The organism is Kitasatospora sp. NPDC028055 (assembly GCF_040637885.1).
GTDB lineage: Bacteria > Actinomycetota > Actinomycetes > Streptomycetales > Streptomycetaceae > Kitasatospora.
The window spans coordinates 308,290-333,843 of sequence record NZ_JBEZXE010000001.1 but is presented as its reverse complement, the minus strand read 5'-3'; the positions used below and the strand labels follow the sequence as shown (position 1 = coordinate 333,843).

At 74.6% G+C, this 25,554-nt stretch carries 21 protein-coding genes; 15 read left to right on the top strand and 6 right to left on the bottom strand.

The features are described from left to right. The first annotated feature begins 51 nt into the window (after positions 1-51). The 8 genes from AB0F71_RS01600 (at position 52) to AB0F71_RS01565 (ending at position 12,356) form a co-directional block, all read left to right on the top strand. On the top strand, positions 52-2,025 hold the full coding sequence (locus AB0F71_RS01600) for an ATP-binding protein (protein WP_360226402.1): 1,974 nt from the start codon (positions 52-54) through the stop codon (positions 2,023-2,025). A gap of 112 nt (positions 2,026-2,137) precedes the next feature. After that, positions 2,138-4,495 (top strand): hypothetical protein, encoded by a 2,358-nt coding sequence (locus AB0F71_RS01595; RefSeq protein WP_360226399.1) that lies wholly within the window; start codon positions 2,138-2,140, stop codon positions 4,493-4,495. Positions 4,496-4,642: 147 nt separating this feature from the next. Next, positions 4,643-5,296, top strand: a complete 654-nt coding sequence (locus AB0F71_RS01590; RefSeq protein WP_360226396.1) for a VTT domain-containing protein — start codon at positions 4,643-4,645, stop codon at positions 5,294-5,296. Positions 5,297-5,416: 120 nt separating this feature from the next. Continuing rightward, on the top strand, positions 5,417-7,354 hold the full coding sequence (locus tag AB0F71_RS01585) for a threonine/serine exporter family protein (protein WP_360226393.1): 1,938 nt from the start codon (positions 5,417-5,419) through the stop codon (positions 7,352-7,354). A gap of 113 nt (positions 7,355-7,467) precedes the next feature. Continuing rightward, entirely contained in the window at positions 7,468-8,553 is a 1,086-nt protein-coding gene (locus tag AB0F71_RS01580) for a hypothetical protein (protein WP_360226390.1), read from the top strand. Between the two features lie 245 nt (positions 8,554-8,798). Further along, positions 8,799-10,097 carry a C40 family peptidase gene (locus tag AB0F71_RS01575; protein WP_360226387.1) on the top strand — a complete coding sequence of 433 codons (1,299 nt, stop codon included), beginning with the start codon at positions 8,799-8,801 and terminating at the stop codon, positions 10,095-10,097. Positions 10,098-10,443: 346 nt separating this feature from the next. Next, complete coding sequence (locus AB0F71_RS01570; protein WP_360226384.1) at positions 10,444-11,034, top strand: GNAT family N-acetyltransferase; 591 nt, start codon at positions 10,444-10,446, stop codon at positions 11,032-11,034. Between the two features lie 41 nt (positions 11,035-11,075). Beyond that, positions 11,076-12,356: a GNAT family N-acetyltransferase gene (locus AB0F71_RS01565; RefSeq protein ID WP_360226381.1), complete on the top strand. Its 1,281-nt coding sequence runs from the start codon at positions 11,076-11,078 to the stop codon at positions 12,354-12,356. Positions 12,357-12,509: 153 nt separating this feature from the next. Here the strand turns inward: AB0F71_RS01565 and AB0F71_RS01560 are convergent, their stop codons facing one another. After that, positions 12,510-13,310 (bottom strand): TetR family transcriptional regulator, encoded by an 801-nt coding sequence (locus AB0F71_RS01560; RefSeq protein WP_360226378.1) that lies wholly within the window; start codon positions 13,308-13,310, stop codon positions 12,510-12,512. 10 nt (positions 13,311-13,320) lie between these two features. Further along, entirely contained in the window at positions 13,321-13,470 is a 150-nt protein-coding gene (locus AB0F71_RS01555) for a hypothetical protein (RefSeq protein WP_360226375.1), read from the bottom strand. Positions 13,471-13,502: 32 nt separating this feature from the next. Here AB0F71_RS01555 and AB0F71_RS01550 point away from each other — a divergent pair, with 32 nt between their 5' ends. Further along, positions 13,503-14,078, top strand: coding sequence for a GNAT family N-acetyltransferase (locus AB0F71_RS01550; protein ID WP_360226372.1), 576 nt, complete (start codon positions 13,503-13,505; stop codon positions 14,076-14,078). Here the strand turns inward: AB0F71_RS01550 and AB0F71_RS01545 are convergent. Together AB0F71_RS01545 and AB0F71_RS01540 are read right to left on the bottom strand one after the other, a co-directional pair. Next, positions 14,063-14,542 (bottom strand): macro domain-containing protein, encoded by a 480-nt coding sequence (locus tag AB0F71_RS01545; protein ID WP_360226369.1) that lies wholly within the window; start codon positions 14,540-14,542, stop codon positions 14,063-14,065. The two genes, AB0F71_RS01550 and AB0F71_RS01545, sit on opposite strands and share 16 nt — an antisense overlap. A 9-nt stretch (positions 14,543-14,551) precedes the next feature. After that, positions 14,552-15,805, bottom strand: a complete 1,254-nt coding sequence (locus tag AB0F71_RS01540) for an MFS transporter (protein WP_360226366.1) — start codon at positions 15,803-15,805, stop codon at positions 14,552-14,554. Positions 15,806-15,934: 129 nt separating this feature from the next. On the opposite strand from AB0F71_RS01540, the gene AB0F71_RS01535 reads away from it, so the two are divergent. Continuing rightward, positions 15,935-16,921, top strand: a complete 987-nt coding sequence (locus AB0F71_RS01535; RefSeq protein WP_360226364.1) for a LysR family transcriptional regulator — start codon at positions 15,935-15,937, stop codon at positions 16,919-16,921. Between the two features lie 101 nt (positions 16,922-17,022). Here the strand turns inward: AB0F71_RS01535 and AB0F71_RS01530 are convergent, their stop codons facing one another. Further along, a complete protein-coding gene (locus AB0F71_RS01530) occupies positions 17,023-17,628 on the bottom strand; it encodes a YceI family protein (RefSeq protein ID WP_360226361.1) in 606 nt (201 codons plus the stop codon). A 227-nt stretch (positions 17,629-17,855) separates the two neighbouring features. On the opposite strand from AB0F71_RS01530, the gene AB0F71_RS01525 reads away from it, so the two are divergent. Genes AB0F71_RS01525 through AB0F71_RS01505 form a run of 5 tightly spaced genes read left to right on the top strand, consistent with a single transcriptional unit; the run spans position 17,856 to position 24,021 of the window. After that, complete coding sequence (locus AB0F71_RS01525) at positions 17,856-21,008, top strand: SNF2-related protein (RefSeq protein WP_360226358.1); 3,153 nt, start codon at positions 17,856-17,858, stop codon at positions 21,006-21,008. Further along, the gene (locus AB0F71_RS01520; protein ID WP_360226355.1) at positions 21,005-21,205 is read left to right on the top strand and encodes a hypothetical protein; all 201 of its coding nucleotides are present in this window, start codon (positions 21,005-21,007) and stop codon (positions 21,203-21,205) included. The genes AB0F71_RS01525 and AB0F71_RS01520 overlap by 4 nt, the downstream gene beginning before the upstream one ends. 15 nt (positions 21,206-21,220) lie before the next feature. Next, complete coding sequence (locus AB0F71_RS01515; protein ID WP_360226352.1) at positions 21,221-22,102, top strand: RNA polymerase sigma-70 factor; 882 nt, start codon at positions 21,221-21,223, stop codon at positions 22,100-22,102. A gap of 34 nt (positions 22,103-22,136) precedes the next feature. Continuing rightward, positions 22,137-23,204 (top strand): MerR family transcriptional regulator, encoded by a 1,068-nt coding sequence (locus AB0F71_RS01510; RefSeq protein ID WP_360226349.1) that lies wholly within the window; start codon positions 22,137-22,139, stop codon positions 23,202-23,204. Positions 23,205-23,238: 34 nt separating this feature from the next. Then, positions 23,239-24,021 (top strand): alpha/beta hydrolase, encoded by a 783-nt coding sequence (locus AB0F71_RS01505; RefSeq protein WP_360226346.1) that lies wholly within the window; start codon positions 23,239-23,241, stop codon positions 24,019-24,021. A 394-nt stretch (positions 24,022-24,415) separates the two neighbouring features. Here the strand turns inward: AB0F71_RS01505 and AB0F71_RS01500 are convergent, their stop codons facing one another. Continuing rightward, positions 24,416-25,543 carry a GuaB3 family IMP dehydrogenase-related protein gene (locus AB0F71_RS01500; RefSeq protein WP_360226343.1) on the bottom strand — a complete coding sequence of 376 codons (1,128 nt, stop codon included), beginning with the start codon at positions 25,541-25,543 and terminating at the stop codon, positions 24,416-24,418. Positions 25,544-25,554: the final 11 nt, after the last annotated feature.

The window sequence follows — 25,554 nt, the reverse complement described above, 5'->3', positions numbered from 1 at the left end:
TGCATAGAAAGAAATGGTCGACGGATTGTCGCACTGGCACACTGAGGACCCATGTCTGAAGGTGCCCCGACCGAGCCCACCCCCGCCGAGCCCACCCCGACCGACGACGTGCGCACCACCGAGGTCGACCTCGGCGGCCTGGTGAACGTCCTCGCCACCCACCTCTACTCCACGCCCCTGGTCGCCCTGCGCGAACTCGTCCAGAACGCCCACGACTCGCACACCCGCCGGCTCCTGGAGGACCCGGACGGCGAGCACCGGCCGCGGATCCGGGTGCGCGCCGACGCCGCGCGGCGGACCGTCGCCATCGAGGACACCGGGGCCGGCCTCACCGAACCGGAGATCCACGCCTACCTCGCCACCGTCGGCACCGGCTACACCCGGATGCTGCGCGAACTGACCGGGAACCAGGAGCTGATCGGCGCCTTCGGCCTGGGCTTCCTCTCCGCCTTCTCGGTCGCCGACGAGGTGACCGTCACCACCACCTCGCACCGCGAACCGGGGCTCGGCCACCGCTACCGCAGCCGCGGCGGCGAGCAGTACCGGGTCGACCCGGTCCCCGCCCGCCCGGAGCCCGGCACCGTCGTCGAGCTGGCGCTCAAGGCCGAGCACGCCCACCTCGCCGACGAGCACGCCCTGCGCGAAGTCCTCGGCCGCTACTGCGTCCTGCTGCCCGTACCGGTCTACGTCGGCGACGACGAACGGCCCGTCAACGCCGTCCAGGTGCCCTGGCGCCGGCGTGTCGAAGGCGACCAGTACGCCGCCCGGATGCGCTTCGCCACCGCCTTCGGCCGCCGCTTCGAGCCGCTCACCGCCTTCCCGGTGCTGCCCGTCCCGGGGGACGCCGCGGCCGACGGTACGGCCGACGGTACGGCCGAGGCTCCGGCCGACGGCGCCACCGACGCGGTCGGCCTGCTCTGGGTCCAGGACGGCGGCTCCTACGGCAGCAGCGACAACCGCGACCTCGCCGTCTACCTGCGCGGCATGCTGCTCGCCGAGGACGCCCGCGACCTGCTGCCCAGCTGGGCCGGCTTCATCGGCGGCGTGATCGAGTCCAGCCGGCTCACCCCCACCGCCAGCCGCGAGGACCTCCAGCGCGACGAGCACTACCGCGCGCTGCAACGGGCCCTCGCCGACGCCGTCGTGGACGGCTTGTACGAGACGGCCCGGCTGCGGCCCGCCGTCTGGCGCCGGATCCTCACCCGGCACGGCCAGGAGCTGCTCGGCGCCGCGCTCTGCGACGACCGGCTGTTCACCCTGCTCGCCGACGACGTCCCGGTGCCCACCTCGCAGGGCGACCTCACCGCGGGCGGCCTGCGGGCGGCCGGCGGGGGCGCGGTGCACGTCGCGCTCGGCAGCGGCGGCGGCTTCGAGGAGATGCTGTACCGGGCGATGCGCGTCCCGATCGCCCGCGGCGACCGCTACGCCGTACTGCCGTTCCTGCGCCGCTACGCCCAGTTGCGCGGCTGCCGGCTGGTCGAGCTGGGCAGCGAGCAGGGCAACCGGGAGCTGTTCCGGGACCCTGAGCGCCCGCTGCCGCCCGAGGAGGCGGCCTGGCTGTCCGGCGCCCTCGCCGACCAGGGCGAGCAGCTCGTCCCGGCCCGCTTCGACCCGCCCGGCCTGCCGCTGGTCCTGGTGCCCGACCGGGAGGCCGAGTTGAAGGCTCGGATCGAGGACGACCAGGCCGACGCCCGGATCCCGTCCGCCGCGCTGCGGCTGGCCCGGGCGTTCACCGCCCGCACCGACGGCGCGGTCAAGGCCCGGCTCTACCTCAACCTGGACTGCCCGGCCGTACGGGACCTGCTCGCCGCCTACCGCACCGGGCACACCGGCAGCGCCACCGCGGCCGGGCTGCTCCGCTCGCTCAAGGTGATCATGGCGGCGGCCTCCACCGGCCCCGCCGAGGGGGACCTCGGCGCCGCGCTGGCCGGCATCGGCACCGCTGTCTCCGCCCTCACCGCCGCCGTCCCGGCCGGCCTGCCGGACGTCCCGGACAGCCCCGGCGCGCTCCGGGACGAGGCGTGACGGACGGCGGCCCGGCAGAGGCTCCAGCGGGCACACCGACGGGCCTTCGGCCGGCCGGACCGTCAGCGGCCCGCGCCAGACCACACACCAGCACGACACAGGGGGACCAGCCATGACCACCGACATCTGGGCCTGGGTGCGCGACACCCACCAGCAGCTGCGCGAAGCCGGCCACGCGCGGCTCGCCGACGCGATGTACGAGCTGCCCGAACACGCCACCGAGGGCCGCAACGAGCAGCTCGACGCGGTCTTCCCGGAGGCGGTCGCCGCCGCGCGGGCCCTCGGCCTGCCCTGGGTCGAGGTCTACCTGCGGCACTGGCGGATGCAGAACCTGCTGAACAAGCGCCAGCAGGGCGAGTCGGTGATGCCCGAGGCGGTCGACCTGCTGGAGTTCGCCCACCGGGAGGAGACGGCCGGCTGCCCGCAGTCCGTCTGCGTGGTACAGGACTTCGCGATCTGCCACGCCCGGGTCGACGGCCCCGGGTACGTGACCGAGCGCCTGGAGGTGGTCGGCGAGACGCTGGACCGGATCGAGCCCGGCCGGGCCTGCTTCGACTGCCTCTCCCGCGAGTACTCCGACGCCCTGGAGGACGACGGTCGGGCCGCCGACGCGCTCGCCCACCTGGACACCGCCGCCGCCCGGATGCAGGCGGCCGGCCAGCAGGTCTCGCTGCGCTTCCACCGCGCCCGGGCCGGCACCCTGCACCTGCTGGGCCGGCACGAGGAGGTGCTCGCCCTGCTGGACACCACCGACCGGACCGCCAGGGCCCGGGGCGAGGAGCTCGACGAGAGCGACCGGCGCTGGGGCGCCCTGCTGCGGGCCCGCGCGCTCGCCTCGCTCGGGCGCACGCCGGAGGCGCTCGCCCTGCTGCCCGCCCGGGCCGAGGCCGAGCGGCACGCCGACCTGCGCGAGACCTGGACCCGGACGGTCGAGCTGCTGGTCGCGGCCGGGGCCTGGGAGAACGACGCCGAACTGGGCGCCGTGCTGGCCGGCTGGGTCGGCTACCTGGACGCCACCGGTTCGCACCGCCCCTGCGTGGACCTGCTGCTGGCCGCGGGCCGGCTGGCCCTCGCCCGCGGCGCCCGTACGGTGGCGCTCACCCTCGCGGCCACCGGGGAGCGCAAGCTGGCCCAGCTGCGCCGCACCGAGGGCGTGGCCGGGGAGGTCGCAGCCCTGCGTACGGCTGCCGAGGCGCTGCCGGTGCCCGAGCTGCCCGTCCCGCCCGGCGAGCTGGCGGCGTACCTGGCCGAGGCCGAGATGCCGGTCGAGCCCGGCGCGGACCTGCTCGCCGTCGCCCTGGAGCGGTACCGGGGCGAGCCCGCCGGCGCCACCGGGCTGGCCGTGCCGCTGGCCACCGTGCTCGGCGGGCTGGGCCACGCCCGGGCCGCCGCCGACCTGCTGTGGCGGCGACTGGACGCCGACCCGGGCAGCGAGCAACTGGTCGGCACGCTCGGCCAGTTGCTGATCGAGTCCGGGGACGCCGAGGGGATCCGCCGGCTCGCCGACCGGCTGGCCGCGACCGCCCCGGCCGACGCGCACTGGATCCGCGCCCGCTGGGCCGCCGCCGAGGGCCGCTGGGCCGAGGTGCTGGAGCAGTGCGGGGCGATCCTGGCGCTGGAGGCGAACCGGATCAACACCCGCCGGCTGGCCGCGGCCGCCGCCACCGAACTGGGCGACCACGCCACCGCCCAGCGTCTCTACCAGGAGCTGCTGGAGCACGCCCTGCCCGCCGAGGAGGCGGGGGAGGAGCAGCTCCACCGGACGGTCCAGGAGTCCGACCTCTGGCACCTGATCACCGCGGCCACCGCCAACCGGGACTGGGCCGTGGTCCGCTCCACCGGCGCCCGGATCGGCATCGAGTTCGACGAGCCCGAGGGCCCGGTGGACGAGGAGTGGCAGCTGGTCACCGTCCGCGCCACCCGCACCAACGGTTCGACCGCCGACCTGCCCGCCGTCCGCACCGGCCCGGCCACCGCCCGGATCCTGCCGGTGCTCGGCGACGACCTGACGCTCAACCACGGCGACGTGGTGGTCTTCGCCCCGGCCCTGCTGGAGGCCCCGCCGGCCGAGGACGCCCCGGAGCAGGAGCGGGCGAGCTGGCGTCCCGTCTTCGCCCTGCTGACCCTGCTCGACCCGGCGGGCTTCACCACGTACTGGATCGACGGCGCCTGGCCCGGCGACGAGGCCTGGTCCGGCTTCCGGGACGACCTGCGGGCGGCCGGCTACGCGGTCTGGGCGTACAGCGGGGAGCAGTACCGGATCACCGACCCGGCGGAGGACGACGGCTCGCTGCCCGGCATCTACGCCGCGCTCGGCGTCCCGCCGACCGCCTCGGCGGAGGCGGCCGACGCGCTGCTGCACCGGCTCACCGCCGACTGGGCGCACCCGCTGGCCTGGCTCGACCTGGCCGACGCGGCCGGGGCGGACCTCGGCCGGCACACCGGGATCGTCGAGCGCTACGACCTCTGAGCCGCCCGGCTCCCCGCCCGGTCCCCTACCCAGCGCCCGGTCCGCACCGCCGGGCCGGGCGGGGAACCATCGTCACCCCTGGCGAGTCTTTGTCATTGCTTTACCTTTGCATTGCCAAGACTCGACCCCTCCAGGAGCGCCCGCACCGTGACCAGCATCGCCCTCGGCCCGTCCTGGCTCGATCCGACCACCCTGATCTCCACCTTCGGCCTGATCGGGATCCTGGCCATCGTCTTCGCCGAGTCCGGCCTGCTGATCGGCTTCTTCCTCCCGGGCGACTCGCTGCTGTTCACCACCGGCCTGCTGGTGGCCGGCGGGACCTACCTGCACCAGCCGCTCTGGCTGGTCTGCGCGCTGATCGTGCTGGCCGCGATCGCCGGGGACCAGGTCGGCTACCTGTTCGGCCGGAAGGTCGGGCCGGGCCTGTTCCGCCGCCCCGACTCCAGGGTGTTCAAGCAGGAGAACGTCGAGAAGGCCGCCGCCTTCTTCGACCGGCACGGCCCCAAGGCGATCGTGCTGGCCCGCTTCGTGCCGATCGTGCGCACCTTCACCCCGATCGTCGCCGGGGTGAGCAGGATGAACTACCGCGGCTTCGTGCTGTTCAACGTGGTCGGCGGGGTGCTGTGGGGCGCCGGGGTCACCGTGCTCGGCTACTTCCTGGGCCGGATCCCCTTCGTCCGGGACAACATCGAGGCCATCCTGGTCGGGATCGTGCTGCTCTCCGTGGTCCCGGTGGCGGTCGAACTGCTCCGGGCCCGCCGTTCCGGAGCACGCGACACCGCGGGCCGGCGCGCCGGGTAGGCGCCCGGGAGCGCCGCCGCCGGACGTCGCGTACATGTGCGTCCGGCTGTTCGATCAGGCAAGGTGTATCCGGAGATCGAACGGTGGCCGGACGGCCACCAGGGGTGGCGAGGAGCGGAAGTGCCTAAGCGGGGCCGACCGGGTTCGGGCAAGCGGGCGAGGGGAGGCCGGGCGGTCCGCCAGGTACGGCAGACACCGCCGAAGCCGGTGCACCCCGCCGACGCGCCGCCCACCGAGGGCCTGCTCGGCTACCCGGCCCCGGTCGTCGAGCCCACCACCGTGGTGCCGCTGGTCCCGCCCGTGACGGAGACCAAGGGCCTGCTGACCCCCGAGCCCGCGCCCGAGCCCGGCGCCGGGGCCGGGGCGCCGCCGGAGCCGCACCCCGAGCTGACCATCGACCTGCGCCCCCGGGACGCTGTCCCCGGGGAGCCGCCGACCGGGCACCCGGCCCTCGAGCGCGGCGAGCACCCTGAGCGCGGCGAGCGCCGTGAGCACCCCGAGCGCCCCGCGCCCGCCCGCCCGCCGCGCCGCCGCTCGGTCGCCGAGGACACCCTCACCCCCGAGGAGTGGCGCGCCGCCGGCTACACCCCGCCCACCGGCATCCCGATCCCCGAGCTGACCGCCGGCGCCCCCGGCGAGGCGCCCTGGCCGGACCGGATGCGCACCCTGCTGCGCACCCCGATGTCCGAGCGCCCCGCCTTCGAGCGCACCGCCCGCGAGATGCACCCCTCGGCGGCCGTCGCCCGCAACGTCCCCCGCATCCTCGACCTGACGCTGCGCATCGGCGAGCTGCTGCTGGCCAGCGGCGAGGCCGCCGAGGACGTCGAGGCGGCCATGCTCGGCATCGCGCACGCCTACCGGCTGGACCGCTGCGAGCCGCAGGTCACCTTCACCCTGATCGGCATCTCACACCAGCCCTCGCTGGTCGAGCCGCCGGTCACCGCCGACCGGGTGGTGCGCCGCCGCACCTCCGACTACACCCGGCTGAACGCGGTCTACCAGCTGGTGGCGGACATCACCGCGGAGCAGGTGACGGTCAACGACGCCTACCGCCGGCTCGCCGCGATCCGCCGCAACCGGCACCCGTACCCGGCCTGGTTCCTCGCCCTGACCACCGGTCTGCTGGCCGGTGCGGCGACCTTCCTGGTCGGCGGACGGCTCGACGACAAGGCCTGGCTGGTCTTCGGCAGCGCCTTCGTCGCGGCCGTGCTCGGCGACCGGCTGGCCTCGGCGCTGGCCAGGCGCAGGCTGCCGGAGTTCTACCAGTTCGTGGCGGCCGCGATGCCGGCCGCCGCGTCCGGGATCATCCTGTCCTTCAACGACTGGGGCCTGCGCGGCTCGGTGGTGATCACCGGTGGCCTGTTCGCCCTGCTGCCCGGGCGCGCCCTGGTCGCCGCCGTCCAGGACGGCCTGACCGGCTTCTACATCACCGCCGCGGCCCGGCTGCTGGAAGTGATCTACCTGGTCGCGGGCATCGTGATCGGCGTGATCATGATCCTCTACCTGGGTGTCGGCTTCGAGGCCAAGCTCAAGCCGGACGAGAGCCTGGTCGGCATCAGCTACCCGCCGGTCCAGATGGTCGCCGCGATGGTGCTGACCCTGGCCTTCGCCACCCTGCTGCAGACCGACCGCCGCACCCTCGCCCTGGTCACCCTCAACAGCGGCATCGGCTGGGCCAGCTACGGCGCGCTGGTGTACAACGCGCACGTCAACCCGATCGCGGCCACCGGGGTGGCGGCCGGCCTGGTCGGCCTGTTCGGCCAGCTGATGGCGCGGGCCCGGAACGGCTCGGCGCTGCCGTACGTCACCGCCGCGATCGGCCCGCTGATGCCCGGTTCGGCGCTCTACCTCGGGATGCTGGCCTTCGCCCAGGGGCACTCCAGCACCGGCCTGGTGTCGGTGTTCCGGGCGGCCGCGATCGCGATGGCGCTGGCCATCGGGGTGAACCTCGGCGGGGAGATCGCCCGGCTGTTCCTGAAACTGCCGGTGGGCGCCGAGCTGCCCTCGCTCTACCCGGCGATGCCGCGCCGGGCGGCCAAGCGCACCCGGGGGTTCTGACCGCGCGTTGAGCCCGGTGGCGGATTCCGAGCGGGATCCGTGTTGGGCGGCTGTTGGGCCCCGGGCCATGTCACGGCAGGCAGGACGCAGGACCAGGAACGAAGGTAAGACCCATGACGACCATGCTGGACAGCTACCGCGAGCACATCGTCAACACGCACAAGCAACCGCTGTTCCTGCTGCTGGTCGGCTTCATCACCTCCTTCGTCTTCATCCGGTTCAGCGTGCGGATGATCCGCGCCAAGGTGCGCTGGTGGCCCGGCAACGTCACGCCCGGCGGCCTGCACATCCACCACATGGTGTTCGGCCTGGGCTTTCTGCTGGTCGGCGGCATCGGGGTGTTCGCCACCTACGGCGACACCCCGTGGATCGACTGGTTCGGGCTGGCCTTCGGCATCGGCTGCGGCCTGGTGCTGGACGAGTTCGCGCTGATCCTGCACCTGGACGACGTGTACTGGAGCGAGCAGGGCCGCAAGTCGGTGGACGCGGTGATCTTCGGCATCCTGTTCACCGCCCTGCTGCTGATCGGGTACGTGCCGCTCGGCGTGGTGCCCGGCGAGGACACCCGGTGGGGCCTGATCACCGTCATCTCGGTGAACGCGCTGGCCTCGGTGATCACCCTGCTCAAGGGCAAGGTGTGGACGGGTCTGCTCGGGATCATGGTCCCCGGCCTGTCCTGGATCGGCGCGATCCGGCTGGCCCGCCCGAGCAGCCCGTGGGCCCGCTGGCGGTACACCACGCGCCCCCGCCGCCGGGCGCGGGCGCTGCGGCGCGAACGCCTGCTGCACGGGCGTGCGGACCGGGCCCGCACCTGGCTCTTCGACCTGATCGCCGGCGCGCCGGACAAGGTGCCCGCCAACCACCCGGCCGCCCACCGGGTCGCCGAGCGGATGGCCGCCAGGGCCTCCGCCCACCTCGACGCGCACGCCGCCCGGGCCCTGGCCCGCCGCCAGGCGCGGCTGGCCGACCGCCGCTCGGCCGCGGTCGCCGGGGCGCCGTCGAAGGCGCCGGCGGCGCACCCGCAACCGTCCGAGGGGCCCTCCGGGGGCGTGCCGGCCCACTCGGCCGGGGCCCGGCAGCGCCGCCGTACGGTCCGCGCCGGGCGCAGCCGGACGTACGCGGTCGGCCCGACCGGTCTGGAACGCCGCCCCGGCCGACACCCCCGCCTACGGACGAAGACCCGCCGGATCCACCGCTAGTTCGTATACCTTGTGCGCCTGGGTGGCGGTGACGCCCGGTCGGATCATCGGATGGTCACCCGGCCGGCGGAGCGCGTTCGAGGTGTGAAAACCCTCGGAGTTGAGAACATGATCGGCGAGTGACCGTTCTGTCATGTGATGGGATGATTCGTCGGATCCCCTGCCGCCCCGACCGCAGCCCCGGAGGCCGCGTGCCGCCCGGCCTCCGCCGTCGTCCCCTCCGGACCCGTGAGAAGGGATGTCTCGTGGCGCGCAGGATCCTGCCGACCCTCCTGTTGTCCCTCACCGCCCTGCTCGGGCTGCTCCCCGGCGCCCAGGCCGCCCCGGTGCAGCCGGAACCGGGGCAGCCCGCCCCGGTGCAGGCCGAACCGGCGGCCGGCGCGCCCCCGGCCGGTCAGGACCCGTACCCCTCCACCGAGGAGATCGACCGCTCCCGCGCCGAGGCCGACGGCAAGGCCGCCTCCGCCGCCGCGCTGGAGACCGCGCTCACCGCCGCCCGCACCGAACTCGACCGGGCCGCCCGCGGCGCCGAACAGGCCGTCGAGGCCTACAACGGCGCCCAGCTGGCCCTCACCCGGGCCCGCGCCGAGGAGGCCGCCGCCAACCGGCGCGCGGCCGCCGCCGAGGCCCAACGCTCCGAAGCCGCCGAGGACGCCGCCCGGCTCGCCGCCGAAACGTACCGGCAGGGCGCGGGCGCCGAACTCTCCGCCCTCAACGCCCTGCTCGGCGCCCACGGCCCGCACGAGGCGGGCGCCCGCGCCGCCGTGGTCGGCGTGGTCAGCGAACGCACCCGGCAGATCTTGGACGCTGCCACCTCCACGGCCGCCGCCGCCCGTGCCGCCTCCGCCGCCGCCCGCACCGCCACCGCGGCCGCCGAGAAGGCCGCGACCGAGGTCGGCGCGGCCAGGACCAGGGCCGAACAGCGGCTCGCCGCCCAGCGGACCGAGGCCGCCGCGGCCGGCCGGCACCGGGAGCAGCTGCTCGCCGAACTCGCCGCCGCCCGCAACACCACCGTCGAGCTGGAGCGCAAGCGGCACGAGGCCCTGGAGGCGATCGCCGCCCGCGAGGCCGAGGCGGCCGCCCGGGCCGCCGCCGACCAGGCCGCCCGCGAGGCCGAAGCCGCCGCGGCCGAGGCCGCCAGGACCCAGGCGCCGCCGCCCGACTCCCGCCCCTGGTCGGCCGAGGGCGCGGCCGCCGCGATCGCCTTCGCCCGGTCCAAGATCGGCCTGCCCTATATCTGGGGCGGCGAGGGGCCGGAGGGCTACGACTGCTCCGGGCTGACCATGATGGCCTGGCGCGAGGGCGGCAAGCAGCTCAACCACTTCGCCGCCGACCAGTACGCCCAGTCCACCCCGGTCAGCTACCGCCAGCTGCGCCCCGGCGACCTGGTCTTCTGGACCGACACCGGCCGTTCCGCCGACATCCACCACGTCGGCCTCTACATCGGCGACGACCAGATGATCGAGGCCCCGCGGGTCGGCATGCCGGTCAAGCAGGCCAGCCTCTGGATCATGGGCACCCCGGACTACTACGCCCGACCGTAGGCCTTGTCCTGAGCCCCGGTGAGCTCCTCGAACGGGGCGAGCGGGACCACGCCCGCCGCGGCCGCCGCCGGCGCCGGGTCCAGGGTGACCAGGGCGTCGGCCTGCAGTCGGGTCAGCGCCAGGTACGCGGCGCGCCGTGCTCGACCAGTCGCAGGGCCACCTCAGGGGTGATCACGTACCTGGTCACGGCCCTCGGCCTCCTCACCGGGCGGGAACGGTCCACCGACCAGTGAACACCGGCCCGCCGCCATCCCGCCGTCCCGGTCTGCCGCCACCCGCCGTCCCGGCCGCCGGTGTCGGTGGCCTCCGTTAGCGTGGCCGCTCCGACCACTCGTGAGGAGGCACCGTGCGGCTGAGGAACGTGGCAGCGGGTGACGTCGAGGCGTACGTCCGGATGCGCTGCGACGAGGCGATGATGGCCGAACTGGGTGGCCCGCTGCCCAGGGAGCAGGTGGAGGCGCGGCTGCGCAAGGACCTCCGGCTGGTGGCGGAGGACAGCGCCTGGATCAAGGTGATCGTGCCGGACGCCGCCGGGATTGATGCCGCCACGGCCGACACTGACGGGGCCGACGGCGCCACGGCCGACACCGACGGGGCCGACGGCGGCGAGGCGGCGGGCGTGGTGACGCTCTGGCAGGACGAGGAGGACGGCGTGACCGTCTCCGAGATCGGCTGGATGGTGCTGCCCGGGTTCCAGGGCCGCGGCCTGGCCAAGGCGGCGGTCCGCCGGGTGCTGGACGCCGCGGCGGCGGACGGCCGCTGGGGCGAGGTGCACGCCAACCCGGGGACCACCAACGGACCGTCCAACGGGATCTGCCGCGCGCTCGGCTTCCGGCTGCTCGGCGAGCGGGACCTCGGCTTCGGGGACCGCGTCCTGCGCACCAACCACTGGGTGGTGACGCCGGGCGAGCACCGCCGGGGGTCGGACACGGATTAATTGGGATGCTCCTCCCCGGACGCCGCCCGTACCGTGGCCGGATGCACAACGACACTGATCACACGGCCTCCGAGACCGTCGACGGGATCCAGATCCGGGCCGTATCCGTGGACGAAGTGGAGGAGTGGAACCGGGCGCTGAACTTCGGCTTCCTGCGCCCGTTCGCGGGCGTCGCGCTGGACCTGCGCCGCCGGCAGTGGCAGCCGGGCCGGATGGTGGCCGGCTTCGACGGGGACCGGCAGATCGCCACCTTCCGCAGCTTCGACGTCGAACTCACCGTGCCCGGCGGAGCCGTGGTCCGGGCCGACGCGATCACCAACGTCACGGTCAGCGCCACCCACCGCCGCCGGGGCCTGCTCAGCGCGATGATGCGACGCGACCTCGCCGCGGCCGCCGAGCGCGGCTGCGCCGTCGCCGTCCTGATGGCCGCCGAGTACAACATCTACGGCCGGTTCGGCTTCGGCCCGGCCACCCGCGCCGGCGGCTGGGACATCGACCTGAGCCGCACCCGGGGTCTGCGCGAGGGCCTGCCGGGCGTGCCCGGCGGCCGGACCGACTTCGTGACCCTGGCCCAGCACGCCGAACTCGGAGCCGAGCTGTACGACCGCTGGCGGCTCACCCAGCCGGGCGCGATCACCCGCAACGAGGTCTGGTGGGAGCGCCGCACCAACCGGATCCAGGTGCCGGGCGACAGCTTCAAGGAGCCGTTCACCGCCGTCCACCGGGACGCCGACGGCGCGGTCACCGGGATGGTCGTCTACCGGGTCGAGAACAAGTGGGACGGCGCCAACCCCGACGCCACGCTCACCGTGGACGAGTTCATCGCCCTCGACCTGCCCACCGCCGTCGAGCTGTGGCGCCTGGTGCTGAGCGTCGACTGGGTGCGCAGGGTCGTGGTGGAGGGTCTCGCCCCGGACGACCCGCTGCCGCTGCTGCTCCAGGACCCGCGCGCGGCCACCCCGCGCAAGGGCAACTGCGACGCGATGTGGCTGCGACTGCTGGACGTCGAGGCCGCCTTCGGCGCCCGCTCGTACGGTGCGCCCGGCCGGGTGGTGCTGGAGGTCGAGGACAAGCTCGGCTACGCCTCCGGCCGCTTCGCGATCGAGGTCGCCGAGAACGGCACCGGCCGCTGCGTCCGAACCACCGACGACGCCGATCTCGCCCTGGACGCTTCGGAGTTGGGCTCGCTCCAGCTGGGCGCCGAGACGGTCCCGCGGCTGGCCGCGGCCGGTCTGGTGACCGAGCTGTGCCCGGGTGCGGCGGCCGCCGCCGACCTGCTGCTGCGCACGCCGCTGCGGGCCTGGACGCCGACCGACTTCTGAGCGGCCGGAACGCCGGCGCCAGGAACGGCAGTGCCAGGAACGCCGGTGCCAGAAATGCCAGCGCCAGGAGCGCCAGTGCCAGGAGCGGCGCCGGAGGCCGGCCCGCACACCGCGGGCCGGCCTCCGGCCTTCGCAACTCAGGTGCCCCCGCGCCTACTTGACGACGGTCTTCCCGATGGTGGGCAGGATGAAATCATGGATGAGGCCCTTGGCGTCACGGACGATCGGCCGGAACACCCGGTAGCGCGAGAGGTTGATCACCCGAGCCGCCATCGGGGTGGAGCGGCGGACGAACTCCCTGGTCCGCTCGGTGTCCTCGGTCCGGTCGAAGACCCAGTAGAGGACCACGACCATGAGGTGCAGCCAGAGCACGTCGGGCAGCAGCTCGACCAGTTCGGTGTCCAGCTTCGGCGCCAGGTCCGAGCCCTGGAGCACGTCACGGAACAGCTCCACGGCGGTTGCCCGCGCCGGGTGGGACTCGTTGGAGAACGGGCTCAGCGAGCTGGTCGGGTCGGCCGCCGTGCGGAAGAACTGCGCGGCGAACTCGTGGTACGGCGCGGCCGTGTCGAGCCAGGAGGTCAGCGCGACCTCCAGGCGCTCGGCGAAGTCCCGGGTGTGGGCCATGCGTTGCCTGGCCTCGGCCGCGTGGTCGTGGGTCATCCGGTCGTAGAACCCCTGGATCAGGAATTCCTTGGCGGAGAAGTAGTAGTAGGCGTTGCCCACCGAGACGCCCGCCTCGGTGGCGATGGCTCGCATGGTGGTTTTCTCGTAGCCCCGTTCCTGGAACAGCCGCATGGCCGTCTCCAGGATCAGCGCCCGGGTCGCCTCGCTCTTGTCGGTCTTGGGCTGGGCCCGGCCGCCGGGCATGGGCCCAGCGTCCGCGCCGGGTGCGGCCGAGGCGTCGGCCGCACCCTTCTCGCCGTCCGTTCGGTTCGTCGCTGCCAGGTCGTCCACAGGCACGAGCCTAACCGGAGACGAGGTTCCACCCGGTGTCGGTGCTGTCGGTGTTCGTGGCACCGGATGTCCCCTCCGCATCCGGTGCCACGAACCCGTCCCCCATCATTTCGAACACGTTCAAAAGCTTGCCAGAACTGTAGACGGTACGGTTGAACATGTTCAACTCCATCTTCGTGGGAGGCTCGTCACATGATCGGTCCGGAACGGACCACCATTCGGTACGGCGGGGTGCAGGACGCCGCGGACGTCGCGGACCTGCACGCCGAGAGCTGGCGCACCAGCTATCGCGGGATCGTCCCCGACGAGGCGATCGGGGACGGACTGGCCGCCGAGCGGCGCGAACTGTGGGAGCTGCGCCTGGCGGTGGACTACGGGCCGCCGGAGAACACGCCCGTGCTGTTGGTCGCCGAACGGGCCGGTGAGCCGGCCGGGTTCGTCTATCTGGTGCCGCAGGCCGACGGACGCGTGCTGGTGGACAACCTGCACGTCCGCCCGGGCCTCACCGGCGGGGGCATCGGCCGGGAACTGCTGGCCGCCGCCCGCGCCGAACTCGCCGAGCGGTTCCCCGCCGCCGAGTTGTACCTGGAGGTGCTGCGCGGCAACACCCGCGCGATCGCCTTCTACGAGCGCGAGGGCGGCGTGCGGATCGCGGAGCAGGAGGGGGTGTTCCCGGGCGGCTGGGTGCTGCCCGAGTACGTGTACGCCTGGCCGGCCGCGAGCGCCCGGCCGGGGAGCGGTCAGGGGAGCGGTCAGCCGACGTCGTAGACCGTCACCGGTACGCCGCGCGCCGACAGCCGGGCCGCCACCAGCGGCTCGACCTTCTCCCAGCGCCCGCCCGCCAGTCCGCAGCCGATCCGCGGCATGTGGACGGAGGCGCCGAGTTCGAGCGCGCGCCCGCCCAGGGCCGCCAGTCCGGTGTCGATGGCCTCGTACCGCACGGGCACCCCGGTGGAGCGCCCCGTCCGGATGCCGCGCTGGCCGACCAGGTTGGCCACCCAGACGTACGGCTCGACCTGCACCAACTGCAGGGCGCCGAGACCGAAGTCGTTCCTCGCTCGCTCCCGATACCAGCGCCGGAACGCCGCCTCGGGTTCGGGCCAGCGTCTGGAGAGCGCGAGCACGAAGCCCTTGCCCCAGCCGCCGAGGTCGTTGCAGACGTGCGCGATCACCTTCACGCCCTTGCCCTGGGGCGCGGTGGCATCGCCTCGGACGTAGGTGATTTCCGCCATGACTCGAAGTTAGACGGAGGCACTGACAACCCGCGCCCCATTTTCCGCGGGGCCGGACGCCCGCAGGTGCCGCCGCCCGGCCAGCGCGATCAGCAGGGCGAGCGCGGCGGCCCCGGCGGGCAGGGCGTAGCCGGTGCCGGGCGCGGCCCGCTCGGCGAGCGTCCCGGCGAGCGCCGCCCCGGCCGAGATGCCGACCACGATGCCGGACACCGCCACCGCCATCCCCTCGTTGAACTGCCGCTGCGGCAGCAGCTCCTGGATCAGCGTCATGCCGGTCACCATGGTCGGCGCGGTGGCCGTGCCGGCCGCGAAGAGCGCCGCGCCGAGGGCCACCAGCCCGGCCCCGCCGAGCCCGGCGGCGAGCGGCAGCAGCAGGACCGAGGCCATCGCCGCGACCCCGAGCAGGAAGCGCGCCCCGGGGGACCGGCGCGGGGTCAGCAGCCCGAACAGCAGCCCCGCCAGGCAGGATCCGCCCGCGACCAGGGCCAGCAGCGGGCCGGCCGCCGCCTTGTGTCCGAGCGCGTCGGCGTAGGCGACGGTGGTGATCTCGGTGGCGCCGAAGACCATGCCGGTGGCCAGGAAGGTCAGCGCCAGCACCCGCAACCCGGGTACCCGCAGCGGGGAGCCGTGCCGCTCACCGGTCGGGGCCGGTACCGGCAGCGGCGGTTCGGTGCCCCGCTGGGCCGCGAACAGCAGGGCGCCAGTGGTGCCGACGGCGCCGGCGGTGAGCAGCCCGGCCTCCGGGGCGACCGTGGTGCAGAGCAGCATCGCGAGCACCGGCCCGGCCATGAAGCAGAGTTCGTCCAGGGCCTGTTCGAAGGAGTTGGCCAGGTGCCGGGCGGCCGGGTCGTCCCGGTGCAGGTGCGCCCAGCGGGCCCTGGCCATGCCGCCGAGGTTGGGGGCGGCGCCGGCGGCCCAGCACGCGTACAGGGTCCAGTCCGGTGCGCCGAGCCGGACGCAGAGCAGCAGGGCGGTGAGCGGAACGGCGTTGTACAGCGCGGCCGGTACCGCGACCCGGGACTGCCCGAACCGGTCCACCAGGCGGCCGAGCAGCGGCATCCCGATCGCCCCGGTGACCAGCCCGGCCGCCGAGACCGTCCCGGCCAGCGCGTACGAGCCGCGCCGTTCGGCGAGCAGCACCACCAGCGAGACGCCGTTCATCGACAGCGCGAGCCGGCCGAGCAGCCCGGCCAGGGTGAAGGCGGTGGCGCCGGGGGCCGCGAACAGCCGGCGGTAGGAGGCGAGGAGGGCGCGCGGGGGCAATCGGGCTCCTGGGACGCAGGGCGGGAGGGGATGCGCCCAGCCTCGCGGCGCGCTCCGATCGGCGTCCAACACCTGTTCCGCCGCATCCACAACACGGTGTTGTCAAACGGTGTTGTTAATCTGCCGTCCATGCCCCGCGACCTGCACCCCCGCCTGCTCCGCGGCTTCGTCGCGACCGCCGAGACCCTGCACTTCGGCCGGGCCGCCGAGCGGCTGTACGTGGCCCAGCAGGCGCTCAGCCGGGACGTCCGCACCCTGGAGGGCCTGCTCGGCGAGGCACTGTTCACCCGCACCACCCGCAGTGTCGACCTCACCCCGGCCGGGCACCGGCTGCTGCCAGGGGCGCGCCGACTGCTCGCCCTGCACGACGAACTGCTCGCCGGGTTCGGCGCGGGTGCCGGTGCCGCCGCCAGGCCGCTGCTGCTCGACCTCAACAGCGACGTCACCGGCCCGGACCTGACCGCCGCCCGGGTGCTGCGACGGGCCCGCACCGCCTGGCCGGAGGGCGAGCTGCTGGCCCGCTTCCACGGCGGTCTGGCCGCGGCCGCCGACGAACTGCTGGCGCACCGGCTGGACGCCTCGTTCGGCCGCTTCGCCGGACTGCCCGCCCCGGTGCGCGGCCGGCTCGCCCAGCGGCCCGTACGGCTGGAGCGGGTCTCGGTGATGATGGCGGACACCCACCCGTTGGCCGGCCGCCCGGCGCTGCGCCCGGCCGATCTGCTCGGGCACCCGGTCGACATCTGCGCGGGCAACCCGGCCACCACCGAGTGGGCCGACCTCGGGGCCCGGCTGCTGCGCGAGCACGGTCTGCGGGCGGCCGAGCCGTACGTCCCGCCGGTGGGCCCGGTCGAGACGGCCCGCTATCTGGCCCGGCACGGCGATCCGATGCTGACCACGGTCGGCGGGCCGAGCCTCCCGGGGGCGGTGAACATCCCGTTGGTGGACCCGGTCCCGCTGAGTCTGGTGAGCCTGGTGCACCGGCCCGGCGAGCGCCACCCGGGCCTGTCCGCGTTGGCCGCCGCGGCGGCCGAACTCGGCGCTGCAGAGGGCTGGTTGGACCGCCCGGCCGACAGCTGGCTGCCGCCGGAGGATGCCGCGCTCATCGCGGGGAGGTAGTCGGTCCCGGGAATGCGGCGCACCGCCCCTGCCCCGGGGGGACGGGCAGGGACGGTGGGTCATGGGGGCGGCCCGGGCCGCCGTGGCCGCGGACGGCCGGTTCAGGCCGCCTTGACGGCGGAGATGTCGAAGCTGAGCTTGACCTTCTCGCCGATCAGCACGCCGCCGGTCTCCAGGGCCGCGTTGTAGGTCAGGCCGAACTCGGTGCGGTCCACGACCGTCCTGCCCTCGAAGCCGACCCGCTCGGCGCCGTAGGCGTCGGTGGCGCTGCCGGTGTAGTCGAGCTCCAGGACGACCGGGCGGGTGGTGTCCTTGATGGTGAGCTCGCCGGTCATCCGGTAGGAGTCGTCGCCGATCGCCTCGGCGGAGGTGCTGCGGAAGCGGATCTCCGGGTAGGTCTCGACGGCGAAGAAGTCGCCGGTGCGCAGGTGCTCGTCGCGCTGGGCCTGGTTGGTGTCGATGCTGGCGACCTTGATCACCAGCTCGGCGGAGGAGTTGTGCGGCTGGGCGCCGTCCAGGTGCAGCTTGCCCTCGTAGTCGGTGAAGCGGCCCTTGACGTTGGTGACCATCGCGTGGCGGACCGCGAAGCCGATCTCGCTGTGGGTGGTGTCGATCGCCCAGTCGCCGGTCAGGTGCGACAGGTCCGGGCCGGCCGGGGTCTGGACGGCGGCGGGGGTGGCGGTCTTGGTGCGGTTGAACAGGCCCATGGCTCCTCCTCGGGTTCGAAGCCATTTGTTTAGGCTTCAACTTCTTGGCTCCACCGTACGGCGCTTTCGTTCAAGTTTCAACCACAACTCCGGAAGTACTCCGCCGAATCACCCGAACGGCCCAGCCGCCCGGCCCCACGGGGGCCACCGGACGGTCCGCCGGGCACTGTCCGACCCTCCGACTAGGCTGCGAAGGACGGTTCCCACCCGCCCCGAGAGGCCCCCGCATGTTCGTCCTGCACGCACTCTGGCGGGCGGACGGACGGCTGGCCCTCTGGGCCGAGGACGCCCGCTGCTACCCCGGCGCCACCGAACCCCGCCCCGACCGGCCCGCCCCGCGCGCCCACCCGTACGCCTGCCCGGCCGACCGCCTGGCCGCCGTGCTCGGCGGCATCGGGCCCGGCCTCGGGTGGCTCGCCGGGCAGGCCCCCGAACGCTGGGCCACCCTGCTGCTGCCCACCGTCGGCGCCCTGCCCGCCCCCTCGCCCGACCTGCCGGTCACCCCGCCGCGCGGCGGCGCCGCGCTCACCCCCTGGCGGGTGCCCGCCCTGCTGTTCGAGGCCGGTGCCGCCGCCCAGCTGCTCGGCGAGGTGCACGACCCGCACTGGGCCGTCACCGACACCGACCTGCCCGGCACCGGCCGGGTCGAAGTGGTCTACGGGCCCTCGCTGCGCTGGCTCACCGGGGTGCACGACCTCGCCTGGCGGGCGGTCGGCCGGGGCCGGGTGCTGCCCCTGCCCGTCCTCGCCGACGGCCGCCCCCGGGCCCGCTGGCGGCCCGACCCCACCCCGGCCGGGCGCCGCGAGGCCGCCGCCCTGGCGGCCGGCTGCCCACCCGTCCTGCTGGGCGAGTGGCCGACCGGCGCCGGCACCGGCGAGGCGCTGCTGGACGCCGCCCTGGGCGCCCTGGTCGACGCCGAAGCCCGGGCCGCCCTGGCCGACACGCCCTTCCCCGCCCCGGGCCCGGCCCCGGTCGACCGCTGGCTGCACGCCCTCGCCACCCCCTCCGGGGAGGTCGACGCCCCGCCCGGGGAGATCGCCGAGCTGGGCCGCCGGATCGCCGACTGGTACGCCACCGCCGAGCCCGCCGACCCCGCCCTGCGGCTCTGCTTCCGCCTGGTCGAACCGCTCGGCCCCGCCGACGACGACCCGGAGGGCCGTCCCTCCGACGACGCCTGGCAGCTGGAGTTCCTGCTCCAGGCCGTCGACGAGCCCTCGCTGCTGGTCCGCGCCGCCGAGCTGCACGAGGGCGGCGCGGCCCACGCCGCCCTCGACCGCAAGCTCGCGCCGGCCGCCCCCGGGGGCGAGGCAGCCGGCCCGGTCGACGTGCTGGTCGCCGAACTGGCCCGCGCCGCGCACCGCTGGCCCGTCCTGGACGGGCTGCGCCACCGCTCCCGCCCGTCCGCCCTGCCGCTCGACCGGGCCGGCGCGCTCGACTTCCTGCGCACCGCCGCGCCCGCCCTGGCCGGGGCCGGGTTCGGCGTGCTGCTGCCCTCCTGGTGGCGCCGCCGCCCCCGGCTCGGACTCGCCCTGCGCGCCACCACCCCGCCCGCGCCCGGCACCCTCGCCGTCACCAGCCAGGTCGACCGGGACGCCGTGGTCGCCTTCCGCTGGCAGGCCGCCCTCGGCCCGGACGGCACCCCGCTCACCGAGCGCGAACTCGCCGAACTCGCCGCCGCCAAACAGGGGCTGGTCCGGGTCCGGGGCGCCTGGCTGGAGGCCGACCCGGCCCAGATCGCCGCCGCCCTGGCCTTCCTCACCGAGCAGCGCGACGGCCTGCTCGCCGCCGCCGACCTGCTGCGGCTCGCCCTCGACCCGGAGGCGACGGTCGCCGGACTGCCGGTCACCGGCGTCCGGGTGGACGGCCCGCTCGGCGAGCTGCTCGCCGGAACCGCCCCCACTACCCCCGAAGTCCCCGCCCTGCCACCGGACTTCCGCGCCGAGCTCCGCCCGTACCAGCAGCGCGGACTCGCCTGGCTGAGGACCATGTCCGAACTCGGCCTCGGCGCCGTCCTGGCCGACGACATGGGCCTCGGTAAGACCGTCCAGACCCTCGCGCTCCTGGCGTCCGAACAGTCCGGATCGGACGCCCCCACCCTCCTGGTCTGCCCGATGTCCCTGGTCGGCAACTGGCAGCGCGAGGCCGAGCGCTTCGCCCCCGGCCTGCGCCGCTACGTCCACCACGGCGCCGACCGCCTCGGTGGTGATCGACTCGCCGAGGCCGCAAGGGGAGCGGACCTGGTCATCACCACCTACGGGCTGGTCCAGCGCGACCTCGCCGCGCTCCGCGCGATCCGCTGGCGCCGGGTGGTCGCCGACGAGGCGCAGCACATCAAGAACACCGGCACCGCCCAGTCCCGGGCGATCCGCGCGCTGCCCGTCGCCCGGCACCGGATCGCCCTGACCGGCACGCCGGTGGAGAACCGGCTCGCCGAACTGCACGCCGTGCTGGACTTCGCCAACCCCGGCCTGCTCGGCCCGGCAGAGCGCTTCAAGGAGCGCTACGCGATCCCGGTCGAACTGCACCGCAGCCCCGAGCGCACCGCCGAACTCCGCCGCCGCACGGCCCCGTTCGTGCTGCGCCGGCTCAAGACGGACCCGGCGGTGGCGGCCGAGCTGCCCGCCAAGCAGGAGATGACCGTCTGGTGCAACCTCACCGCCGAACAGGCCGGGCTCTACCAGGCGGTGGTCGCCGACCTGCTCCAGCGGGTGGACGGGATCCGGGGCGTGGAGCGGCGCGGCACGGTGCTGGCCGCGATCGGCAAGCTCAAACAGGTCTGCAACCACCCGGCCCAACTGCTGCACGACGGTTCGCCGTTGGGCGAGCGCTCGGGCAAGGTCGCCCGGCTCGCCGAACTGCTGGAGGAGGCGCTGGCCGAGGGGGACCGCACACTGGTCTTCACCCAGTACGCCGAGTTCAGCACCATGCTCCGCCCGTACCTGGAACGCCGGCTCGGCGAGGAGGTCCTCCACCTGCACGGCGGCGTCCCCCGGGCCCGCCGCGAGGAGCTGGTGCAGCGCTTCCAGTCCCCGGACGGCCCCAGGGTCTTCCTGCTCTCCCTGCGGGCCGGCGGCACCGGCCTCAACCTCACCGCCGCCAACCAGGTGATCCACCTGGACCGTTGGTGGAACCCGGCGGTCGAGGAGCAGGCCACCGACCGGGCCTTCCGGATCGGCCAGCGCCGAGACGTCCAGGTCCGCCGCCTGGTCTGCGTCGGCACCGTCGAGGAGCGGATCGACGAAATCCTCACCGCCAAACGCGCGTTGGCCGACACCGTGGTGGGCGCGGGGGAGCACTGGCTCACCGACCTCCCCGCCGAGGACCTGCGCGAACTGGTCACCCTCACCCGTGAGGACGCCGTCGCCGAGGAGGACGCATGACCGACCAGGCACCGCCCCCGAAGGCCCCGACGGTCAACGTCGCCGCCTACTGGCGCGGTGACTTCACCCTGCCGCAGGCCCCGGACGAAGAACCGGACGAACCGTCGCTGGACCGCCTCGGCCGTTCCGGCATCACCGTCCACGGCCGCGACCTGGCGACCCTGCTCGCCCCCGCCTACCAGGCCTTCCGCTCCTGAGGTAGCGTCCGGAACGTGACCGACACCCCCGACACGCAGCTCGCCGCCTTCGAACAGCACCGGCGGATGGTCTTCGGCATCGCCTACCGGATGCTCGGCAGCGTCGCCGACGCGGAGGACCTGGTCCAGGACACCTGGCTGCGCTGGAGCGGGGTCACCGGCCCGGTCGCCAGCCCCGCCGGCTACCTCGCCCGTACGGTCACCAACCTCGCCCTCAACCGGCTGGACTCGGCCGCCGTCCGCCGCGAGTCCTATGTCGGCCCCTGGCTGCCCGAACCGCTGGTCTCCGAGCCCGACGCCACCGACGACATCGAGCGCGCCGAGAGCGTCTCGCTCGCCCTGCTGGTCGTGCTGGAGAGCCTCTCCCCGCTGGAGCGGGCGGTGTTCGTCCTCAAGGAGGCCTTCGGCTTCTCCTACCCGGAGATCGCCGAGGCCCTGGACCGCACCGAGGCGGCCTGCCGCCAGGTCGGCAGCCGGGCCAGGGCCCACGTGCGGGCCCGCCGCCCCCGCTACGACGCCCCGCCGGAGCTGCGCCGCCGGGCCACCGACGAGTTCCTCTCGGCCTGCGTCGGCGGCGACCTCAACCGGATGCTCGAACTCCTCGCCCCGGACGTCACCACCTGGAGCGACGGCGGCGGAGTGATCCGCGCGGCCCTCCGCCCGGTCACCGGCGCCGACAACGTCGCCCGCTTCCTGCTCGGCGTGCTCCGCCAGCTGGGCGAGGCCGCGGCCGTCCGCCCCGTCCTGGTCAACGGCCAACCCGGCGTGCTGATCAACGTTCACGGCGCCGTCGACTCCGTCTCCGTCCTCGACTTCACCGAGGGCCCGGACGGCGAGCCGCTGGTCAGCTCGATCCACGCCATCCGCAACCCGGATAAGCTCACCCACCTCGCTTGACCCTCGACCAGGTCGAGCCCCGAGAGTCACCGGCATGGAGAGCGAGCTGCACAGCATCGGCGAACTGGCCCGCGCCAGCGGCCTGGGCGTCGGCACCCTGCGCTACTACGACGGCGCCGAGGTGCTCACCCCCGCCTGGGTCGACCCGCAGACCGGCTACCGCTGGTACCGGCCCGCCCAACTCGCCGACGCCCGCCTGCTGGTCCGGCTCCGCCGGGTCGGCCTCCCGCTGGCCGACATCCGCGCCGTCCTCTCCGGCGACCAGGCCGAACGCGTCCTCGACGCCCACCTTCGCCGCCTGGAGGACGGCCTGGCCGACGCCCGCCGCGAGCTCTCCCTGATCCGCACGACGATCGAGCAGAGGGAGCACCCGATGACCACCACCCCGCGCCTCACCGTCCGCTCCGACGGCCTGGCCGCCGCCCTGGACGCCGTCCGCTTCGCCGTCTGCAAGGACCCCGACCAACCCGCCCTGACCGGCGTGCTGTTCGAACCGGACGGCCCGGTCCTGCGCCTGGTCGCCACCGACCGCTACCGGATGGCCTTCGCCGAACTCCCCGCGACCGGCGCCCCGCAGCACCCCACCCCGGGCACCACCGTCCCCACCGCCCTGGTGGACGCCCTGCGCGCCCTGCTGCCCGCCACCCCCACCGAGGTCGTGCTCACCCTGGGCGCCGACACCTTCCGCGCCGAGACCCCCGATCACCGCATCGAGGGCACCGCCCCGGCCACCGACTACCCCGACCACCGGGCCCTCACCCGCCTCGCCCCCCAGCACAGCGTCACCCTCCCCACCACCACCCTGCGCGCCGCCGTCGAAACCGGCGCCACCCGCACCCTCCCCTCCGGCCCCCAGGGCGCCGACTGCCAGGTCACCGTGCTCACCCTCACCGAGGACGGCCACCTCACCGTCACCGCCGACCCCACCCCCGACGCCCCCCACATCGCCCTCAACCGCGACTTCCTCCTCGACGCCCTCCGCGCCGCCCACCCCGAACAACTCCTCCTCGAACTCGGCGGCCCGATCACCCCCCTCGCCATCCGCACCCCCGGCCGAACCGGCACCTTCTCCGTCCTGATGCCGATCCGCCTTCCCGCCTGACCCGCCAACTCCCGCCCCTGCAAGGATCCTCCGCATGAGGACCGAACACGAAGTCCCGACCCCCGACGGCGGCCGACTCTGGGCCGAACGCAGCGGCACCGGCAGCCCGGTGGTCCTCCTGCACGGCTCGGGCATGGACTCCCGACTCTGGGACGCCGTCACCCCCACCCTCGCCCGCCACCACGACGTGATCCGCTACGACGCCCGCGGCCTCGGCCGCTCCGCACCCCCGCAGCAGCCCTTCGACGACCTGGCCGACCTCCGCACCGTCCTGGACCACTTCGACCTGGCCCGCCCCGCCCTGGTGGGCCTCAGCATGGGCGCCGAAACGGCACTGGACTTCACCCTCGCCCATCCCGACCGGGTGGCCTCCCTCACCCTGATCGGCGCCTCCGTCAGCGGCCACCACTGGCCCCCGACCCCCGACACCACCGCCTACGCCGAAGCCCGCCGCCGAGGCGACGCCGCCACCCTCGCCGCACTGGAACTCTCCGTCTGGGCCGCCCTGGGCCGCACCGCCCCCGGCGGAGACCTCATCGAGACGATGGTCACCGAGAACGCGGCCCGCCGAATCACCAGCGAACACCACCTCACCGGCGCCCCACCCCGCGACGCCGAATCCCACCTCACCCGGATCACCACCCCCACCCTGATCATCCACGGCACCCACGACCACCCCGAGATCGCCACCATCGCAGCCCGCCTCGCCACCGACATCCCCCACGCCCACCACCACCTCCTCCCAGCCGCCGACCACTACCTCCCCCTCCGCACCCCCACCCCCCTCACCACCCTCCTCCTCCCCCACCTCGCCTGACCCGCCCCCAACCGACCCACCCACCCCCACCCACCCCCACAAACCCCAACCCACCCACCAACATCCACCCCCACCCACCTCCCCACCCGACCCAGGCGAGAGGGACGCGCTGCGGGAGGGGGCGGTGGAGGGGGTGGGTGCGGAGAGGGGCGTGACGGGTGATTTTCAGACCGCCAACGGCGAGCACCCCCCACCATGAGGGTCGGCGGTCCGAAAATCATCCAGCCCCCGGAGCGCCCACCCCCGGAACCGCCCCCGGACCACCCACCCTCCCGAAAGCCCACCCCCCACCCCAGCCCCGCGCAGCGGCCCCCAAAACGCCAACGACCCGCTCTCCCCGAAGGGAAAACGGGCCGTCAGCCAAGCCAAGCCAGGCCAAGCCAAGCTCAAACCATCAGCGATGATCCAGCGCCGGATTCACCGTCACCTCAACCCGCTGGAACTCCTTCAACTCCGTGTACCCCGTCGTCGCCATCGCCCGCCGCAGCGCCCCGAACAGGTTCATGGTCCCGTCCGGAGTGTGCGAGGGCCCGGTCAGGATCTCCTCGGTGCTGCCGACCGTCCCGAGGTCGACCCGCTTCCCCCGCGGCAGCTCCTCGTGAACCGCCTCCATCCCCCAGTGGAACCCCTTACCCGGCGCGTCCGTCGCCCGCGCCAGCGCCGCCCCGATCATCACCGCGTCGGCGCCACAGGCGACAGCCTTCGGAATGTCCCCGCTGTACCCCACCCCGCCATCCGCGATCACGTGCACGTAGCGCCCGCCGGACTCGTCCATGTAGTCCCGCCGCGCAGCCGCGACGTCCGCCACCGCGGTCGCCATCGGCACCTGGATCCCCAGCACGTTCCGGGTGGTGTGCGCAGCCCCCCCACCGAAGCCCACCAGCACGCCGGCCGCGCCGGTCCGCATCAGGTGCAGCGCAGCGGTATACGTGGCGCAGCCCCCGACGATCACCGGAACGTCCAGCTCGTAGATGAACTGCTTGAGGTTCAGCGGCTCGGCAGCGCTGGACACGTGCTCGGCCGAGACGGTGGTACCGCGGATGACGAAGACGTCGACCCCGGCGTCCACGACGGCCTTGGAGAACTCGGCGGTCCGCTGCGGCGAGAGCGCGGCGGCGGTGACGACGCCGGAGTCGCGGACCTCCTGGATCCGCTGCTTGATCAGCTCGGCGCGGATCGGCGCGGAGTAGATCTCCTGGAGGCGCCGGGTCGCGGTGGCCTCGTCGGTGATCGCGGCGATCTCGTCCAGCAGCGGCTGCGGGTCCTCGTAGCGGGTCCAGAGGCCTTCGAGGTTCAGCACGCCGAGCCCGCCGAGGCGACCGATGGCGATGGCCTGCTGCGGCGAGACCACGCTGTCCATGGGGGCGGCCAGGAACGGCAGCTCGAAGCGGTAGGCGTCGATCTGCCAGGCGATCGAGACCTCCTTCGGGTCACGCGTACGCCGGCTGGGGACGACGGCGATGTCGTCGAAGGCGTACGCCCGGCGGCCGCGCTTGCCTCGCCCGATCTCGATCTCAGTCACTTCGAGCCCTT